Origin of the sequence: Carboxylicivirga fragile (assembly GCF_050589805.1) — a bacterium.
Classification (GTDB): Bacteria; Bacteroidota; Bacteroidia; order Bacteroidales; family Marinilabiliaceae; genus Carboxylicivirga; species Carboxylicivirga fragile.
In genome coordinates, this window is record NZ_JBNGOY010000003.1 from 1 (window position 1) to 19080 (window position 19080).

At 35.7% G+C, this 19080-nt stretch carries 15 protein-coding genes; 6 read left to right on the forward strand and 9 right to left on the reverse strand.

Features of this window, described 5'->3' with window-relative positions:
• Positions 1-60: 60 nt before the first annotated feature.
• The 9 genes from ACRD7B_RS01800 to ACRD7B_RS01840 all read right to left on the reverse strand — a co-directional run bounded on the left by ACRD7B_RS01800 (position 61) and on the right by ACRD7B_RS01840 (position 11592).
• Positions 61-2109: a DUF5724 domain-containing protein gene (locus ACRD7B_RS01800; protein WP_430822739.1), complete on the reverse strand. Its 2049-nt coding sequence runs from the start codon at positions 2107-2109 to the stop codon at positions 61-63.
• A gap of 13 nt (positions 2110-2122) precedes the next feature.
• A complete protein-coding gene (locus tag ACRD7B_RS01805) occupies positions 2123-2545 on the reverse strand; it encodes a hypothetical protein (RefSeq protein ID WP_430822740.1) in 423 nt (140 codons plus the stop codon).
• Positions 2546-2607: 62 nt separating this feature from the next.
• Positions 2608-3279 carry a hypothetical protein gene (locus tag ACRD7B_RS01810; protein ID WP_430822741.1) on the reverse strand — a complete coding sequence of 224 codons (672 nt, stop codon included), beginning with the start codon at positions 3277-3279 and terminating at the stop codon, positions 2608-2610.
• Positions 3280-3292: 13 nt separating this feature from the next.
• Positions 3293-4534 carry an McrC family protein gene (locus tag ACRD7B_RS01815; protein WP_430822742.1) on the reverse strand — a complete coding sequence of 414 codons (1242 nt, stop codon included), beginning with the start codon at positions 4532-4534 and terminating at the stop codon, positions 3293-3295.
• Between the two features lie 2 nt (positions 4535-4536).
• Positions 4537-7029 carry an AAA family ATPase gene (locus ACRD7B_RS01820; RefSeq protein ID WP_430822743.1) on the reverse strand — a complete coding sequence of 831 codons (2493 nt, stop codon included), beginning with the start codon at positions 7027-7029 and terminating at the stop codon, positions 4537-4539.
• A gap of 153 nt (positions 7030-7182) precedes the next feature.
• Complete coding sequence (locus ACRD7B_RS01825) at positions 7183-9015, reverse strand: hypothetical protein (RefSeq protein WP_430822744.1); 1833 nt, start codon at positions 9013-9015, stop codon at positions 7183-7185.
• Between the two features lies 1 nt (position 9016).
• Positions 9017-9715 carry a hypothetical protein gene (locus ACRD7B_RS01830; protein WP_430822745.1) on the reverse strand — a complete coding sequence of 233 codons (699 nt, stop codon included), beginning with the start codon at positions 9713-9715 and terminating at the stop codon, positions 9017-9019.
• An 87-nt stretch (positions 9716-9802) separates the two neighbouring features.
• Positions 9803-10594: a hypothetical protein gene (locus tag ACRD7B_RS01835; protein WP_430822746.1), complete on the reverse strand. Its 792-nt coding sequence runs from the start codon at positions 10592-10594 to the stop codon at positions 9803-9805.
• A 65-nt stretch (positions 10595-10659) separates the two neighbouring features.
• Positions 10660-11592 (reverse strand): TonB family protein, encoded by a 933-nt coding sequence (locus ACRD7B_RS01840; protein ID WP_430822747.1) that lies wholly within the window; start codon positions 11590-11592, stop codon positions 10660-10662.
• A 319-nt stretch (positions 11593-11911) separates the two neighbouring features.
• Between ACRD7B_RS01840 and ACRD7B_RS01845 the strand changes: the two genes are divergently transcribed.
• From ACRD7B_RS01845 to ACRD7B_RS01870, 6 genes are all read left to right on the forward strand, one after another.
• The gene (locus tag ACRD7B_RS01845; protein WP_430822748.1) at positions 11912-12613 is read left to right on the forward strand and encodes an NUDIX hydrolase; all 702 of its coding nucleotides are present in this window, start codon (positions 11912-11914) and stop codon (positions 12611-12613) included.
• A 176-nt stretch (positions 12614-12789) separates the two neighbouring features.
• Entirely contained in the window at positions 12790-13803 is a 1014-nt protein-coding gene (locus tag ACRD7B_RS01850) for an SPFH domain-containing protein (protein ID WP_430822749.1), read from the forward strand.
• A complete protein-coding gene (locus ACRD7B_RS01855; protein ID WP_430822750.1) occupies positions 13804-14745 on the forward strand; it encodes a diacylglycerol kinase catalytic domain-containing protein in 942 nt (313 codons plus the stop codon). It begins immediately after the preceding gene.
• Between the two features lie 26 nt (positions 14746-14771).
• Entirely contained in the window at positions 14772-16898 is a 2127-nt protein-coding gene (locus tag ACRD7B_RS01860) for a methyltransferase domain-containing protein (protein ID WP_430822751.1), read from the forward strand.
• Between the two features lie 443 nt (positions 16899-17341).
• Complete coding sequence (locus tag ACRD7B_RS01865; RefSeq protein WP_430822752.1) at positions 17342-18178, forward strand: FKBP-type peptidyl-prolyl cis-trans isomerase; 837 nt, start codon at positions 17342-17344, stop codon at positions 18176-18178.
• Between the two features lie 407 nt (positions 18179-18585).
• On the forward strand, positions 18586-18978 hold the full coding sequence (locus ACRD7B_RS01870; RefSeq protein WP_430822753.1) for a hypothetical protein: 393 nt from the start codon (positions 18586-18588) through the stop codon (positions 18976-18978).
• Positions 18979-19080: the final 102 nt, after the last annotated feature.

Genomic DNA, 19080 nt, shown 5'->3' on the forward strand with positions numbered 1-19080 from the left:
ATGTAACTCCCATTGAATATGAATTAAATTATTACCAAGTTTTAATTGCGGCTTAAGGTCTTAAAAAAACGTCCGGTTTTTATTTGTAATTCCACTATTATGACTTGCCTTTTCTAGGGCGATTTCAATACTTATATTTTGAGGTTTATAAAGGCCAAATCCATTCTTTTCTGTGAATTCTTCACGTTTATTAAATCCATCCTGTAAGCCTTTTAGAACAACCTTCTCCTTAGATCCAATAGCCGACTTTGATGCATATTCATTTACAACTGATTCTATCCAAGTAGCACTTACTGGACTATTCTTTTTAAGCCAAAGCAAAAGATCGAGACCAGCCAAGCGTTGCTCCTCATTTTTAGCCAGAATAAGACGACCAGCACTTTCCCTAACGGTATTTTCTCCCTGCTTAATTATTAACTCGATAACCGACCTGCGAAAGTCTGCAGCTTTTCTTGTCAGTAATCCCTCAAACACTTCCAACTCATTATCCTTTAATCTTGCATCCGTTAGTGCACGAATGGCTGCACTTTTAACTGTTTCGGAACGATCCTTAAGGATGGAAAAAGCAAAATCTCTTTTACGTTTGTTTAAAGGTGGTTTGTACTCATCCGACTTATAGCTATAGCCAGTATATCCAGGTAATATTTTTCCTGTTACTCTTTCACGATGATTTACTGATAAACTTTCGAAGTGAGGTAATACCTTATCAATATCGACATCTTTTTTCAGATTTAACAGGTTAATCATCAAGTCTAGAACTTGTTCCTTACTGTATCGGAAAGTTAACCAAGAAAATACTTTTGGCTGTGAAACACTCACCTTCTTAGGTAGTTTCTCCAATTGAGCTTCCAGTATATCAAACAAACGTTTCTTATCTTTATTAGATAACATATCGATAAAAACCTGCACATTAACCAAACTAACAGCCTGACAAACTATTAAAGGATCATCATAATCAAGATATAAAGAACCATATTTAATAGATGTTGAAGAAATACCAATCTGCTTTATAAAGTATAAGGCCAATAATATCTTTTCTTTATTCCCTTTTAGAACTTCATCTAAAAGGGGAGGGCAATCTTTAATGTCATAAACCCCCTGAGCCCATAACGCCATATATACTTTGGCATTATCTTCACTTTTTATCGCCTCTTTTATTTTAGATGGATCAGATAGATATAAATCCGCATACTCAAGAAATCGTCTCACTGTTGTTTCTTTTTCCACTTCCCAACCAAACCCGGCCCATGTGTCTATGGCTCTTATAACAGAAGAAAAACGAGACAACTTATGCTCGATTATTACCTTAATCATGTGCTTCATTGCACCCAATGAAGTTTCATCTAGACATTCTAATATTGTCTGACGTAACCCTTCTTGACGTTGAGCACTTAATAATAGCTTTTCTACTGCCTCCCAACACTCTGTATTTTTAGAAAGTAACATGGCTTTGATTATCGCTCGACTCGGCTTAGCAAGCTCATGCCTTCCATAAGTTGCATCTAAAAATAGCTGAGTAAGCAATTGATCACCCTTATCTATCGCAGAAGCAAAAACAAATGAAAGGCTATTTGTTGGCAAATTATTACTATAAACAGCATATTCTTCCAGAGTTAGTTCATGATCACATTCATGAATAAGTTGAATTATAAAATTAAGCTGACGGGTAAAATAAATGGCTTCCAATCCTGAGCCCCTAAAAGACCTTCGGGCATAACCTTGCTGATACATTAATGTTGGGATCATCTCCCAGGCCTTTTTCACATAAACGGCCATCCTTTCACCAAATAAGAATTCAAGAAGAGGATAGCGCTTATTATTCCAGAAATCCTGAGCGTTAGATATGCTTTTCAGTGCATTAAAACGCCTGGAGTTTTGCTCTATTTCTCTGTTCCAATAATAATCGGAATCATTATCGGATAATTCCGCAATCTTATTTAACAAAACCAAGCCAATGTATGCATTATCTTTCGATAACTTTTTGTTTTTGCCCAGTACGAACCCTACCAATCCACCAATTCGGTTATATTCTTTTCTTAGTCTGGCTGTCAATTCTTTAATATGATCTGTTTTTTCTTTGGATTTAAGATAATCTTTAGGATTGTTCATATGATAAGGTTTTCTACCAGATACTTCCGGCTAAAAAGGTTAATCTTATAAAGGTTATTGAATCATTTTCTTTTAAGGTAATAGCTTGATTTACATCTTCAAATTGCTTCTCATTAATAAATAAGGCAATCAAACCATCTTCAAAGGCCATCAACACTGTTGTTTTTGCCTTTTCCTCGTCTGCCATAGTAGAATTATACCGCTCGTCAAACTTAATTTGACCTGTTTCAGCTTGATGATTGACCGTATCTTCATTCAAATAAACCAGAAGGTTACGTTCTTCTTTACGCATATTAAAGGTATTTACTTGTTGAGATACTACTTGCTGTAAGAGCTCCCTAATACATGTCTTTGAGGAAATATCAATTTCAAGACCTACTTTGTTGATGTAGGCTCTCTTTTTTCCTAGTGATTTAAGGGTGAATGAGAGTTTCATAATATTTATTTATTCTCAAATTTACTTTTAATATTATAATCAGCTTTTAAATGTGTTAATATCTACCAAGCTATAAACCAATAAACAACCACATTCATTTCATCATGAAAACTAATGCCTTTTGAATAGCCATGTTTCCATTTCTCTGGTAACCATGGTGCATCATACAGGTGAATATCGAAATCGGGTTTACCTGCCTTTGAATCAAGAAGTATATGCTTAAATCCCTTAACATCCACATGTTCCATATCGTAGTAACCTTTAATATCGATTAAAGGAACCGGAATTGCATTTTGAGGTTTATTGACTTCTACATATTCGTATACCAATGGATTTATCTGACTGGCATGAGGTTCAGTTAGTGTCTTATAATCTTCAGTATACGGAAAAATATAAATTAAAGATGTATCGGAAGCTCGCCAGGTCTGAAAGGAAGCATAAGCTTTCTTAATTGACTTATAATTAGAGTCTTTGTATCGAGTAAAAAACATGGCTTCACTTGGACAAAAGAAGTCATCTGATCCTCTTGATTTATTCGTTGGCCTTTGTTGAAAATGAAACCGAGTATTAAAGTCTGAAACATACTTTGGATAATGATCTATGCTTTCTTCACCAAATAGCTCAGTAGTGATTTTAAGGCCTTTACCCAAGCCCTTGTCAATACTTTCAGAACATGAACAAAAACTAGATAGAACAATAAACAGGCCGATCAACTTCAATATACTTTTAAACATATGCTTCATCAATTTAATTTGAATTGAAATGATAGGGTGTTATTTCAATCTGCCTTAAAACATCATACCCCACATCCACATTCAACCGTGCTTTCTCATCTACCACACTCACAAAACCCATCTTGCAACTATGATCCTCACCCTCATTCAAAAAATATTTAAACTCTGTGTTTCTGTTTTCACCGGGGTATAATAACATAGCCTTTTTAGCATTCCAAAAACGGTTGTAGGCATACATCTGGCGTAAATCGCCAACGGAGGCTGAGGATAAACCAGGTTGTTTCCATTTGGTGTCGATAATAAAGGTCTCATTGGTTTCCTTATGCTGAATGACAATATCCGGCTGTAGATAATTGTAGTTCCAGAAGGGTTTGGTCTCCTGACCTGTTACGACAAAAGGAGAAGCTTTAAGCGTTTTCTTAAGTATGACCAGCACATACTCTTCCCATAGCTGATTCATATCGAATAAGAGGGATAACATGCGTTCCTGACCACTGCTAATATCTGGTGAATAGTTCAAAATGATTAGTCTCGCAATTTCCAATGGATATGAATAAGGTGCTGTTTTTCGATTCAATTTAATGCGCTCCAATAGCTCAGATGTCACCTGCTTTGAGCTTACCTCTGGAAACTCCAGCTGAACACGCTTGCATTTATCGTACAGACTAGTGCCTTTGGTGAAATGCCCGACTATTTCAAGGGCAGTATTTAGGACCTGATGCAATAAATGATCCTGGTCATAGACCTGGTGAGAAGTATAAAAACGTTCCTGATGCACCAGATTATGACGTATCTGTCCGGCAAACTCCAACTTACCTTTTAAGGCTTTTACCTGACCGGTATGTTTGCGATATTGCTTGACCAAACCACGCCGAATTAGGCCATCTACCTCGTTCAGAAATAATTCAAAGTAGACTTCCAATAAATTGAGATGCTGCCGCTTGACATTAGCTCCTCCTGCACTTTCCGGTTTTAGACGACCGCAGGCCTTCAGCATATGTATCAATACTTTTTGCCATTGCCCCTTATCACCATGTTTATCAGCTTTGGGCAAAATTTCAATGCACAAGCCATCCACCTGAATAACACCCACATATTGCTTAAACTTCAATCCACCATAAATGGGATCGAAATACTGAAAATCGTGCAACTCATTCAACTTCAATAAGGCATCCAGATGCTTTTGCTTGAAACCTTTGTTGCCAATTAATAAGCGCTCGTGCTCAAAAACTTGTATGGTACTATAGCCGATCACGGTTATTGCTTTTTAGCCAATAATGAGTCAATGGCTTCTTTTAATGGGAAATCATCACCTATTGGTTTCAACTCCCAACGGTCATTTTTATAATGATCTGTATCACCGTAGCCTTCGAGATTAGCAAAGACGATATCTCCATTTTTCTTTTCAACAAAACCTTTGCCCAATACTAAGCCAATCTTACCATAATCACCATAGAAGTATTCTTGTAAGAGAGGAATAATTTTATCCTTAAAAACCAGCTTCAAATCTTCCATGGTTGCAGCTTGCATAAAGTAACTATGGCCAATGGTATGATCCCGATCAACAAGCACCTCAATGCGTTTATTTATGGTATGTAGAAGGGCTACTAAATCAATCTCTTCAATCTCACCTTCAGAAGCTCCATAGTCTTTAATCAGTTCTGGTTGAGGCATCATTTCTTCAAAAGAAAAACGACGACGCAAAGCAGTATCCAATGCTTCAACACTGCGATCAGCCGTATTCATGGTGCCGATAATATGAAGATTTGGTGGGACTTTAAATTCAGTTTTTGAATAAGGTAAAACAACAGACAACTCATTGTCTTCGCCTTCTCGCTTATCCTCTTCAATAAGAGTAATTAGCTCACCAAATATTTGAGAAACGTTACCTCGGTTTATTTCATCAATAAAAATGGCATAAGCCTGATCCGGATCTTTTCTTGCTCTGTTAGCAATTTTCTTAAATAAACCATCCTGAATTTCATAAACCAAGCCGTCCTCTTCTTCAGACATAACTGGCTTTATACCTTCAATAAAATCCTCGTATGAGAATGACTGATGAAAAGTGATAAACTCATATCGCTTTATTTCAAGCTCAGAATCTTTGCTAAAGTTTTTAATCTCATTATTTAAGGCTAATAACTCCGGAGATTGTTGTTCAACTTCATCTAAAATTATTTCCCAAAACTTATCATCAGTCTTATTGAATATTAATGGATTCGCCTTCTTTTTAACTTTAACAGCATCACAGTTTTCAATTGTATGAGCTTGCAACTGCCCCCAAATGGTAGGCGTTACAGTTGTAGAGTTTGATAATGAAGCTTTAATCTGAAGAAATTCATGATTAAAAATATCCGCGACTTTTGCCTTGCCAATATCCATTAACACCAAAGCAATCACCTCCCACCATGACCTTTCCTGAATAAATGTCTTTAAGAATTCTTCCCTCGTAACAGTTGACTTCTTCGATGTAAAGAGATTGAAATACTTATTGCTTAAGGTATAGGTTTTTCCGGTTCCTGGAGGGCCATATAGTATTGTATTCAAAGGTAATTTCATAAACTGTTGGCCATTAGAATTAAATATCCCCATCACTCTTTGAAAATAAAATTCATAATCAGGATGTTCTGATTTATAATGGGTAACATCAGTGAGGGTTTTAAGTGGCAAGTCGAAATCTGTTTTCCAACTTCCTTTTAGTTTCCATTCAACATCCCTGCAATGATAATAATAGGAGCGGTCTGAATCGTAATAGTAATCCGATTTAACTTCTCCATAACCAATCAATTCCTTTCTACCGCGTTTTACAAAAATAATATCTCCAATGGCTACTTTATCACGAAACTCTATATTGGCCAATGCATTAATATTCTTGTCTTTTTGAGTTCCCTCAATTTCTTGAAGAACCTTGGCTAATTCCTTTTGAGATCCATATCGGTGTAGGTCTGTCAGATCATCCCAACCTAGAGCCATAACTCCTTTTTCATAAAACTCTTCCCAATGTTTAGCTTTTGCACCTGGGGCATACATCCAATAATTAATACCGTTTGAATTATTCATTCCGGTTAAAGTTTCAGGTTCATTAACAATGCTTTCTTTTAGAGTATCTCTTTCCAAGGAAGCCTCAGCTGAAATAAGGTAAAAGGGTTCATCTGTTTTACCCTTTATTTGCTCCAATACATTCTTGTATTCCGAAAAGGACTTGAAAGCGGTATCAACACCATACTTATTTTTGATATATGGTATTGAGGGGCCATTAAGTGGAATGTACTTATGAGGATCAATGTAAAAAAACAGCTCTGTTAGTTTTACCTGGCCGATTCCTTTAATGGTTAAGATATCTTCGAATTGCTCATCAGTTACAGAATCGTTGAGTATCGAAAAAAACATATTCCACAAGCGGTCTATTTCATTGGAATTCCTGTCTTTTTTGAAAGGGAACAAATGTACCTTTCGTGCATCAGCACTTGGCAGACCAGAATCATCATCGGGTATAGGCAAATCCAATTCTTTAGCAATTGCTGCAAATAACTGTATTCTCTTCTCCGGACCGAACTTGTTTAAATAGCAGAAAAAGGTAAAGGGATCAATCTCATCCAATTCAATTTTCTGGCCATTACTATCCTGATCAACAAAACCATCGATACCAATTGATTTTAATAGTTTGATTAAACCACGTTGGTTATCTTTCTGGCCTTGCAAATATTCCACAAAGCCTTTGTATGTCGGAATCCAGGAGAATTTAGTCATATAATTATATTATAGATTAGGCATTCAGTAAATTAAAATATTACAAAAATTTAAAACAATAAGATAGTCTCATAAAATTACCCTTTCGCCACTATATCCAATCCATTATCTTTTAATTTATATTTATCTCTTCATACCTATAAACAGGGATATTTAATAATCCAACTTCATATAATACCCTCTATTCCAAAAGAGCATTTTGTTCGCCAGAGTTACTTCGTGTGAAGAATTATTATAATCATATTTAAAAGTTGGAACTGAATGCTTTAGATCTCCGCTTGATAAATTATAGATATGAAATTCATTTTTATTATGATTGATGGTCAAGAATTCTTCTTGAAAGGAATTAATACTTAACAATCCTAAATCGCCAACATATAAAGATTTAATTAAAACCCCGTCTAATGAATATGATTTAAGTGAGCCATCAATATATGCGAAAAACTTATCATTATTATTATAATCAAAATCGTATAAACATATCCCATTGTAGCCCCAAATATCATGCACCTGACCATCCGTAATTTTTACCATTTTAATTCCTCCACCTTCTTTAGTTGGCGAATAATCGGTAAAAATTACAAATTCACCGTTAGTTGATATTTTTAATGGTGATTTAAACCCTTTAGGACTAATTGTTTTTATTGAAGTAATCAATTGTTGATTAATCATATCATAGACATGTATATCATGCATAACTATTAGTGCAATTCCGTTATCAGATATCCGCCATGAATTCAACCCCCATCCATAATCACTAAGATTTAGATCTTTTAAGTTGACTTCAGAAACAAACGTTTTATCAGGTGAGGAATACAATTTTAAATTGTCATCGTCTTTTATTAAGTAATATTTAGCATTACTTGAACAAACACCTCCCTTAGAGTCAAGAACATCTTTAAACTCATAATCATCATTTAGTTTCCCTAATCGAAGATATGAACCGGAATGAATAATCCCTTCTGAACTACAAGTAACATTCTCAATACTATATCCCGTTGCACCAGCATATTTATATGCAGAAGAACCATTTACATTAAAACTTGAAAACAAATTGTTTTTAACGTTTATGAGAGAAGGAGAATTGGATTTAGAAACAGCATGTAAATAATACCAAGCTCCAGTAGCAAATTTCGCATCGCTATGAATAAAACTGGTTTCATTAGCACCAACCTCACCAATTAATTTACCCTCGTATGAATCATATAATCGCTCATAAATAAGGTATTTATCAATGGCATTAAAATATTCACTTTTATCCCATGTGATAAGATTCCCCTCAATATGAGGTAATACTGTTACCTCCTGATTTTTCCCCCTTGCATAATATTTGCTTATAAGTTTGCTCGTTGAAGTATGAGTTGTTAGTTTATATGATCTAGAATAACCAACAAAACTACTGTCAGGAAGCTGAGTAATATCCGGATTATTAATTATTGCCACTTGATCGCCATAACCATTTGATATAACATAGGATTTGAAATCAGGCCCCTTGAAACGTTCCCATTTTAGATGCTGTATCCCATTCGCTACTTCATTACTTATAATTTTTGGAGCATAGTTATGCTCTAAAAACAACTTAAATTCTTTTGATAATTGATAGTATTCCAAATCAAGTTTATCGGCTACACTGCCACTGTTTGTTTTTACATCAAACTCAATTTTCAATGTCGACTTTGTTGTTCCATCTCCAAAATTATCATACGCTTGAAAGAACAAAGTGTCACTATCATTTCTCTTTACATCAACGGAGTAGCCATCAATCATTAATCGTGCCTCTAACACCCTATAATCTTCTACCTTATACGTAATAAAGTAATCGTTGTAGGGCGAAACTATTATTGTATCACTGCTAACATTTAAAGCAATATCAAAACGAATATCTGATGGAGGGGCAACCAATTCTGATTGTGAATACTCATCAGGTTGATGAGTGCATGAAAAAAAGAATAAACTAACTACTATTACGTAAATATATAATCTCATCTTATTGTCTTTGAATATTAAATGACACACCACATTTAACTCTTAATCCGCTCCAATCGGCCTCCTTGTCTTCTTCAAACACAGTCCAGAAATCTGTGTTATTGGTTGTTAAAGATGTTTTACTATCGTAGGCATATCCACATTGTGCAAATAAATTAAAATGTTTAAATACTTTTACTATTTCAATATTGCTATCCAGTATAAATGAATTACCATTATAGAGTCTACTCTTGTTAAGCCTGGATGCGTATTCGGGGTATTCGCGCTTCTCTTCATATTTTGTGACGATAAAACCTGGCTTTAGTGTTAGGTAAAAATTGAATCCTTTTTTTTGAAGAAATCGTGTGCTCAAAAGACCTGAATAGTTAATTGCACTTAGTAATTGGTCAAAAGCGACGACACCAGAGTAATCTTCTATTGATAAGCGGCCACTGGTTGACTGATAGCCCATCAATACTCCAAACTTATAGCGCCCTTCCTTAATTAAATAATTTATTCCTCCTTCGAAATTCAAATATCCAGGAAAACTACTCGTTGTTTGCATGGGTAATCCGTAGGGAATATACATTTCAGCCTGAATAGCTTTTATATTATCCATATTATATTGTCCATATCCGATTGATATATGGGGCTCAATCGATTGACATAGACCTTTAATTGCTATCAACGAAATAGCAAAAATAAGAATGTATTTCTTCATTAGTTAGGTTTAAATTCTTTGAGGGACATGCTAGCTCTCCGCCACCATATCCGATCCTTTATCTTTTAATTTATATTTCTTTCTCTTCTACTTCTTATTCTTTTCTATAAATTCATTAAGCCACTTCTTGATTTCTTTCCGTTTAAGAACTTCATCCGAAACATTAGGCTGATCAGTTTGACTAATTATTTGCTCAACCATTATATCGTCATCCATATATGCGTGCCAGTATTGATACATTACTAAGCTGGATTTGTATTCATTATCAGCAATAGCATCATTCAACATCTCTGAAACCCATCGTTTCTGATCGCCAAAAAGCATATCTTTTCTGACGAATGTGTCAAAATACACGATGCAATTTTTCTCATCACTTCTGCCAAGTGAAAAGCCCCAATGATTGATATAGCGCATCTCATTCGATTCTTCATCCCATGGATTAAAAATGGAGATTTCACCCTCCAAAAGGAATTTAGCCAGCAGTTCCTCTTGACTTTTAGCTTCTACTTCACAACGCTTTTGAAATTGTGCTAAGAAATGCGCCCCATAAATCCTTAGAAAATCTCTGGGTGGTACATCTCCATTGAATCTGGTATTTAAGATGATGAAAACTTTCTGCCTAGGTGTCTCTACCGAGCAGATGAATAAAAACTCTGCATCATCAGCCTTGTATCCTTTGGGGATATCGTAATAAATGGTCCAGCTAATATTGCCCCCTGGACGTTTATAGGTAGTGAAATTTCGAATAGAGTGAGGGGCCTTCTTTTTCAATTGCTTAGCAATGTTTGAGCGCATTAGTTTTCTTTTCTCCTGTAAAGGAGAAAGCTCACCAGTTATTTCATAGTAAACATGCTCTATGTCTTTAACATCAACAATCATATTAACTAGCTAGGATGGGGAATTCGTTTTAGAGGAAAGCGAAGTTGGTATGCATGGATGTTAGATTATTGAAGAACGAAATTAATTGGAATTGTGTACTGAACCTTAACTGTCTTCCCATCTTGATATCCAGGTTTCCATTGAGGCATATCACTAACAACGCGAATACCTTCCTGCATCATAATAGGCGCTTTAAGCATTGCTGGTCTAACATCTTTTATATTTCCATCTTTATCTACAGTAAATGAAATAAATACCCTCCCTTGCATCTTTAAATTATAAGCTGTTTGTGGATATCTGACGTTCATTGCAATATACTTCCTAAGGCCTTTCTCACCTCCTGGAAATGCAGGCATAGAGTTAAGCTTCGAAGATGATTCATTTTCATTGTTTTTTTCTACTAATCTTTGAAAATTAATTACTCCTGAAGGTTGAATTGTAAAAACTGAGTCCTTAGTGCTTCCATTAAACACACCAAATTTATCTGGAATTGAAATATTACTGAAATATCGGTTTCCAAGCAACATCCCCTTTCTATCAATTAAACCAAAGATGTTCTTCCCTTTACCAAACTGATTGGTATCCAAATTGCCTATCTGTATTTTAGCAAATTGCCCATCAAAGTTTTGTGCATAGTTATACTTTCCTCCAATTATGAACTTGCCTGACGTGTCAATATAACCATACTCCCCTTTATTCTTCGCAGCATAGGCTATGCCATTGATAAACGGTCCTGCATCATAAAACTGAAAGTTAATCACCTCTTGTCCTGTTGAATCAATGTACCCAAACTTTAGATCCTTCTCAACCACAGCCATGCCTTCACTAAAATCACCAGCAAAAGTAAAGGGTTCGCAATCTACTTTTTTGCCCTTTGGATTAAGTAGGTAGTACTTACCCTTTTTGAATTTGAAATGGTAGCCTGTAGGTTTATCTTTCGCTACCAAAGCCAATGGTATTAGTAAGCATATTATAAAGAGAATTAGAATTTTGTTCATGAATGCTGAATTAATATAATATTCGATTGTTAAATATAATTATTAATTCGGTATATACCATACAGTATTGTTGAACCATATAGTATGGTGCACCCATATAATATGGCCAGACCCTTTACTATTATCAGGTAATACAATCATTATCTTTGAGATATTAGTTTTGGTATTTGCTCGAAATCTATTGATCTACTGTATGATGCAGAGCTAACGGGTGAGATTAAAATCCACTGTATGTTTTTATGTGTAAAATTGACACGTAAATATTTGTAAGTATATAAACTGTTTGTATATTTGTGTCATAATGACACATAAAAACATCATGGAAGACAAAAAGAACTATTGTTACGAATATCCAAGACCATCGGTCACTACTGATTGTGCTATTTTTGGCTTTGATGGGATTGACCTTCATATATTGTTGATTGAACGTGGTATTGAGCCATTCAAGGGACAGTGGGCATTGCCTGGTGGCTTTGTTGAAATGGACGAAACAACCGAAGAATGTGCCCGACGCGAGTTGGCAGAGGAGACAGGGGTGAAGGACGTATTTTTGGAACAACTCTTTACTTTCAGTGATGTTAAGCGAGATCCGAGGGGGCGGGTTATAACCGTTTCATACTTTGCATTGATTAAATCCACCGATTTTAAACTGATTGGTGGAGATGATGCGAGTGATGCACTTTGGTTTCCAATCAATGAAGTGCCGTCGCTGGCTTTTGATCACGATCGTATTCTTAGAGTCGCACATGATAGACTTAAGGGAAAGATAAAATATGAGCCTATTGGTTTTGAATTATTAGAGGAAGTATTTACGATTCCCCAATTACAACGCTTGTATGAAGCCATACTTGGCATTCAAGTTGATCGACGTAACTTTAATCGAAAGATAACAAGCTTAGATATTCTTGAACCCATTGAAGATAAAATAGAAGGCGTTGGACACAAAGGTGCGCGCCAATTCCGATTTGATAAAGAAAGATATCAGGCGCTCAAAAGCCGTGGATTCAATTTTGAGATTTAAACAATAGTACTTGCTCATGTAGCTCCAGTCAGACTTTAGCTGTATTTGTCTGACCAACCAAAGTACAGCTAAATGGTTTGCTACCTTCTAATAGCAATGACAGATTAGTCATTGAATGGAATTGTTATATCATTTTTTGAGCTAAGAGAGCTCTTCACTTATTAAACTTATGAGTTATGTTTGGAATTAATTTTGTGAAATTTGACTCAATGACACACGTCATTCAATTCTCTAATGGTAAAATAAAAAGAGAAGGTAAAGGTTTATCATTCTATTACTATGCACCTCGAACATCGATAGCAGCCATACCAATGGGCAGTAGGGATATTCAATTTATATTTAGTGAAACAACTTCTGATTTTCAGAAGATAGCGATACAGGGACAAATAACCTACATCATCAAGGATCCCAATAAGTTATCGGAGGTACTGGATTTTACATTGCTTAATCGTAAACAATACAAGGAGGATAATTTTGAAAAGATAAATCAACGATTGAATAATGAAGCTCAGGCGTCCACTTCCAAATTTATTCAACAATTGCATTTGAAAACCGCCATTCGCAGTGCTAAAGAAATTGGCGAATATATAGACAAAGGTTTAAGGTCTTCAGAAGCAATTGCGCATCTGGGTGTTGAAGTTATTAATGTGGATGTTATTGCAGTGTCGCCAACACCAGAAATGGCCAAAGCACTTGAGACAGAAACAAAAGAGGAACTTCAAAAGGAAGCTGATCAGGCAATTTATGAACGTCGGAACTTTGCAGTAGAACAAGAGCGTCGTATTCGAGAGAGTGAATTAAACACTGAAATTGCGGTTCAAGAGAAGGAAAAGGAAATTCTTGAGAAAAAGGCTCAGATAAAAGTGAAGGAACAAGAAAGCGAGCGTGAAATTCGTGAACAAAAAATGGAAGCTGATTTATCCATAGAAAACTCGCGAACGAAATTGACTGAAATGCAAACAGCCAATACGAAGAAAGAAGCGGATGCTAAAGGTTATCTATTGGAAAAAACGCTATCGCCATACCAGGCATTCGACTGGAAGATGTTGATGGCTATGAATGTACAGCACATGGATGCGAGTGATAATATAGCTCTGGCATTTCGGGAGTTGGCTGAGAATACCGACAAGATCCAAAATTTAAATATCAGCCCTGATCTATTACAAAGTTTATTGCAAAAGAAGTCGTAAATGACAACAGATAATGCAATCATAGTAACTAACAAAACCAGGCTTGAGCTTTTAATTGAACGTTTTAATACAAAAGCTCAGGCTCGGTTTTATATTGAGCATTCAGGAGGTAGTTTTGAGGCTTATCAGCAAGAGCATGATTGTTTTTATAAGTCGCTCGAAAAGATTCAAAGCATTACATCACAGAATCTGAAGTTCAAAGTAATTGATCGCTCATTTCTTTCTAACTTTATTTTTGGAGAGAACGACAGCATTGTAATTGTTGGACAAGACGGATTGGTTGCCAATACGGCTAAATATGCCAGGGGCTTACCTATGTTGCCAGTCAATCCTGATCCAATAAGAAACGATGGTGTTTTACTTCCTTATAATTCAGATAATTTCGAAAATGGATTATTGAAGTTTTTAAGTCACAAGCATAACTTTAAACAAGTAACGATGGCGGAAGCTACTCTAAATAATGGTCAGAAGATTCAAGCCTTTAATGATTTATTTATAGGGCCGTCAACACATACATCTGCCAGATATGAGCTATGGTATAAAAAGCAAGCTGAAGTACAATCATCCAGCGGAATCATTGTTTCTACTGGTGCTGGTTCAACGGGTTGGTTAGGTTCTGTATTTAATATGGCAAATGGCATTAATCGTACGTTTGACAATAGTGGTCATGATATGGAAATGCAGATGGAGTGGGGGGATGATCATTTGGTGTATGTTGTGAGAGAACCATTTAAGAGTCGGCATTCGAATATTCAGCTTTCAGCCGGTATCATACCTAAGGGCGAAGCCTTAAAAATTGAATCGCACATGCCTATGAATGGGAAGATATTCAGTGATGGTCTGGAAAATGATTATTTAGCCTTTAACGCAGGTGCTATTGCTGAAATTGGCATAGCCAATGAAAAAGCCAATATTGTTTTTACAGATGATTTAATAATGTAATTTTAGCGTACAATTAAATTCAGAGTATGTACGCAGATCAGGATAGAGGAGACCAAGAGAAATATCAAAGGTATCTGGCCGGGATGGACACCATTATTGTGGAGAAAGTCGCCTCGGCCAGTGCTTATTTTCATGAAAAAGAAGGGCATGCCATTGTGGATGTTGGAATGGCTTCCGGAACGAGTTCATACATTCTGGCCTTACTGTTTCCTAATACTAAAATCATTGGTGTTGATATTAATCCGAAGATGGTTGGTATTGCAGCCGAAACCTATTCTTTACCAAACTTAGAGTTTAGAATTGATGACGGAGAAACACTCCAATCGTTGAGCAATGAAAAAATAAGTGGATTCTTTAATTGTTCATCCATTCATCATATTACGTCGTTTAATAATTATGCTCAGAATAAAGCCTATCTCACCTTGCAACGACAAGCTGAATTGCTTAGTGAAGATGGCGTCGTTGTAATTCGTGATTTTGTTAAACCTGAGGATAAAAATGTCATCGTTCAATTTCCTGAGAATAAACAAGGACAGCATGATGCTAATTTATTGGAGCAATTTGCAAAAACAGCTCGCTCTCTAGCTCCAGCCGATGAACAAGGTTTTCCTATTGAAAAGATTGATTATAATGGGAGAGAAGCTTATCAGCTCAACTATCCTGATGCGATTGAATTTATTCGACGCAAAGACTATTTAAATGATTGGGATGTAGAACTGCAGGAAGAATATGCCTATTACAGTCAGGATGATTTTGAAAGCGTAATAACCAGTTTAGGGTTAAGAACAATAGTATCTCAGCCTATTTATAATTCTTGGATAATCAATAACAGGTATATCGATAAATTTAAAATATACGATATAGAAGGAAAATCAATAAGTTGTCCTCCAACAAATTATGTAATAGCCGCAGAAAAAGTGTCTCATAAAGGAACACTTCTAAAGTCAGCAAGGCAATTACCTATGAATGATGCTAGTTTCCTCAAAGTAGAATCCTTCATCAATACCAGTAACGGTTTAATATTTGATGTGGCACAGCGCCCGGGAAGCGTGATTGATGTTCTCCCATATACGCGCAGTGGCAAAAAAGTGAGAATTCTTGCAAAACATGCCTATCCTCGCCCTATTCTACATCAAAACAATAGATTGATTGATAACAAGCGTTATAGTGGATATATAATTGAGGGTATTACTACAGGAGTTAGAAATAAGACAAGTAAAGAAGCCTTAGTGCAATTGCTTAAAGAACAATTGGATATTTCAGATGATCGTATTGGAGGTATAAGTAATGAACTGAGCTTTTATACTTCACCTGGTGGCGTTAATGAGAAGGTTGAAAGTTATCATGTTGATGTAAAAGATTTTATTGCATTTCCCAAGGAGATTGGCAGTTATTCCGGGTTTAATGACTCAGGCAGCTATCGCTCTTATGATGCTTTGCAACTTCTCAAATCGGCGCAAGTAGGGGCGCTTCCTGATGCGCGTTTGGAATTAAGTATTTATCGTTTAATGCAACAGTTTAATTTATCGCCAGGTAAGTGGCTGAATGAATACTGTAACATAAAAGAACTAGACGAGTTCAATGTTACGGACATTCAGTTTATCCAAGAAGACATAGAAACACCATTTGAGCCCACAAATAAAAGTGCAAACTTTTTATCTCATCATCGAAGCAAATTCTATGAGTATCCCATTGATGGGAGTGAACAAGTACTCGAATATATCGAACCAAAAAAACTAAGTTCAAATACTATTGTAACATTACCTGTTTATCGTTGTAAAGGTTTGATTTATGTTGGGATCGAGAAAAGAAACTTGCCAGTTCCTCAATTGATTGATGGTAATAGCTGTCTTTTGACGGTTCCTGCATTTCGTTTACCTAAGGAGGTTAGTAACCAAGAAGAGATGAAAGAATTCATGCTTAAGCGAGATTTCTTTAATTCAAAGGTTGATACAATTACGAAATTAGGAGAGAAATACCTGCCATGTATTGGTATTAGCCCAGAACAGGTTTATCCACATATTGTCACGCTTAGTAAGCCTAGTCCAGATTTGTATTGGATTACTCTAGATCAATTAATTGAAAATGCACATAAATTAAAAGATGGGCATCTACTGATTTCCATTTATCGTTTAAAGCATCAATTAGAATAATTATCGACAGAAATTACCTTGTATCATGCAATAATCCCACAATAAGTCACGTTTCATTCGGAAAGGTGTCGTTATGCTTCGACCTATAGAATCGAACAATACCCGAAGACCACCCGTGCAAAGTCCGATTATGCCACCTAGCTATAGAAAATTTTAAAGGCAAATATAAAGTTGAAAAGCCAAGAAGTTTGGTCTGGGATTTGTAAGCTTTTTAATCGCAATTTTGAAAATCTTGTATTTGAAATACTCAACTTTGCCCGAAAAGAGAAAGGCATTTGCAGAATTCGTTGGTAATCTGTATTCTTGCGGCTTGAAAATATGTTTGGATGTTGCGGCATAATATTCTACAGGTATTGCAGAAAATGTTTTTGGTGTTTTTAGCATATTAGATGATTAAGTATTGGAGTTAAATTGATCGATAATTAAATAAGGGAAGAAAGAGGATGAGAAAAATAATTATTTTATCGTTGCTATTGCCTTTACTGGCAAGTTGTTTAAAAGAAGATGAGGTTGTAGACTATGCCATCGTTGATGAGGGAATTATAAGTGAGTATCTTGCTGAAAATGGTATTGATGCCGAGCGTGATCCTTCAGGCTTGTACTATGAAATTATTGAAATGGGTGATGGTGCTCCTATTGGAGAGGATATCACTAAGGATGATAAGATCACTTTTTCGCTCAAGGGATATTTAACAAGTGGAAAGGTGTTTGCTGATACAGAGGGTGAAAACATAACGGGGTATTTATCTCCTATGCTTTATGGCTTTCGAATTGGTATTCCTAAAGTAAATCGTGAAGGACGGATTAATTTATTTATACCATCAGGATTAGCTTATGGTGCTAATAGTAGTGCAAGTGTACCTGCCAACTCTGTTGTTATTTTTGAAATAGATGTTAAACGCGATCAGGCGGATATTGATGAGGATATATTAGCAGCCTATATTGCCGAGAACCAGATAAATGCCGAGCGTGATGAATCGGGTTTGTATTATGAGATTATTGAACCAGGTGAGGGCGATAATGTCCCTGATAATGCGTCTGTTAGTGTTAGTTATAAAGGAACCTTATTAAACGGTGAAGTGTTCGATGAAAATACCTTAAGTTCATATCCACTTTATAACCTAATAGAGGCATGGCAAGTAGGTATCCCAAAACTTAAGAAGGGTGGCAAAGCTATTTTTTATTGCCCATCTCAAATGGCCTATGGTAGCGATGTAAAAGAATCTATTCCTGCTAATAGTATTTTGATTTTTGAGGTTGAAGTAATTAATTTCTTTTGAATTTAATCTTATTGTAAAAATTAAGCCTTGCTTCTTATTGAAGCAAAAAACAACTTAGTTTAATATGAAAAACCGTCTCAATAGAGGCGGTTTTTTTTTGTTGCGATTTTATAAGTGATATGCAAACAAGCTTATGTCTAGGTTAAAAAGATCAATTTCCATGTTTTCTGATCTATAAAAACAGGCCTTTTGTAGATGAAATATTCTGGTTTGTTGATTTCATTTTCCATTAATACTATCAATAAATACATTCGCTTCTGTAATCAATTTGAATACAATAAATAAAGAAGTTTTACCTCGAGGGAGGAGAGCGTTTTTATAACTATGTGCGATTAGTGCGCGATGTCAAATAAATAATATTAATCAGAAGAGTGGTTTATAAGGGCTCTTCAGTAAAATTACATACCATGAAAAATTTAAAATCAATTGTACTTCTATCATTTATTTTAGTTTGTGGAATCAGTTTTGCGCAACCTCCTGGTGGAGGACAAAGAGGTGGTGGGCAACAAGGACCACCATCCTTACCAAGTTCAAAACAAATTAAGAAGATGGTAAGCGAAATAAGTGAGAAGGTAGATTTAAGCGAAGAACAAGAGGAAAAAGTGCTCGAATTGTACGAGGAACATTTTGAGGAAGTTGATGCGAAAGTTTCTGGTTCGAGCCGTCCGGATAGATCAGAAATGGAGGCATTGAAGTCGGATTTAGAGAAGGATGTAAAAGCTGAAATGACCAAAGATCAGATCAAGAAGTATGAAGCTTATTTGAAAACACAAGAGCGTCAAAAACCACAGCGTCGTTAAAACATTGTTATTATGTCAATGAAAGCTTACTTTAATGAAAAAATGAAGTGGGGTGTGGGGCAAAGCCCCAGTTTATAGGGTGGCCACTATAATTCATATTGA

Excerpts from the sequence above, each read along its gene's own strand:
- ACRD7B_RS01800 (WP_430822739.1), bottom strand. The coding sequence starts at position 2,109 with ATGAACAATCCTAAAGATTATCTTAAATCCAAAGAAAAAACAGATCAT.
- ACRD7B_RS01805 (WP_430822740.1), bottom strand. The coding sequence starts at position 2,545 with ATGAAACTCTCATTCACCCTTAAATCACTAGGAAAAAAGAGAGCCTAC.
- ACRD7B_RS01810 (WP_430822741.1), bottom strand. The coding sequence starts at position 3,279 with ATGTTTAAAAGTATATTGAAGTTGATCGGCCTGTTTATTGTTCTATCT.
- ACRD7B_RS01820 (WP_430822743.1), bottom strand. The coding sequence starts at position 7,029 with ATGACTAAATTCTCCTGGATTCCGACATACAAAGGCTTTGTGGAATAT.
- ACRD7B_RS01825 (WP_430822744.1), bottom strand. The coding sequence starts at position 9,015 with ATGAGATTATATATTTACGTAATAGTAGTTAGTTTATTCTTTTTTTCA.
- ACRD7B_RS01830 (WP_430822745.1), bottom strand. The coding sequence starts at position 9,715 with ATGAAGAAATACATTCTTATTTTTGCTATTTCGTTGATAGCAATTAAA.
- ACRD7B_RS01835 (WP_430822746.1), bottom strand. The coding sequence starts at position 10,594 with ATGATTGTTGATGTTAAAGACATAGAGCATGTTTACTATGAAATAACT.
- ACRD7B_RS01840 (WP_430822747.1), bottom strand. The coding sequence starts at position 11,592 with ATGAACAAAATTCTAATTCTCTTTATAATATGCTTACTAATACCATTG.
- ACRD7B_RS01845 (WP_430822748.1), top strand. The coding sequence starts at position 11,912 with ATGGAAGACAAAAAGAACTATTGTTACGAATATCCAAGACCATCGGTC.
- ACRD7B_RS01850 (WP_430822749.1), top strand. The coding sequence starts at position 12,790 with ATGTTTGGAATTAATTTTGTGAAATTTGACTCAATGACACACGTCATT.
- ACRD7B_RS01855 (WP_430822750.1), top strand. The coding sequence starts at position 13,804 with ATGACAACAGATAATGCAATCATAGTAACTAACAAAACCAGGCTTGAG.
- ACRD7B_RS01860 (WP_430822751.1), top strand. The coding sequence starts at position 14,772 with ATGTACGCAGATCAGGATAGAGGAGACCAAGAGAAATATCAAAGGTAT.
- ACRD7B_RS01865 (WP_430822752.1), top strand. The coding sequence starts at position 17,342 with ATGAGAAAAATAATTATTTTATCGTTGCTATTGCCTTTACTGGCAAGT.
- ACRD7B_RS01870 (WP_430822753.1), top strand. The coding sequence starts at position 18,586 with ATGAAAAATTTAAAATCAATTGTACTTCTATCATTTATTTTAGTTTGT.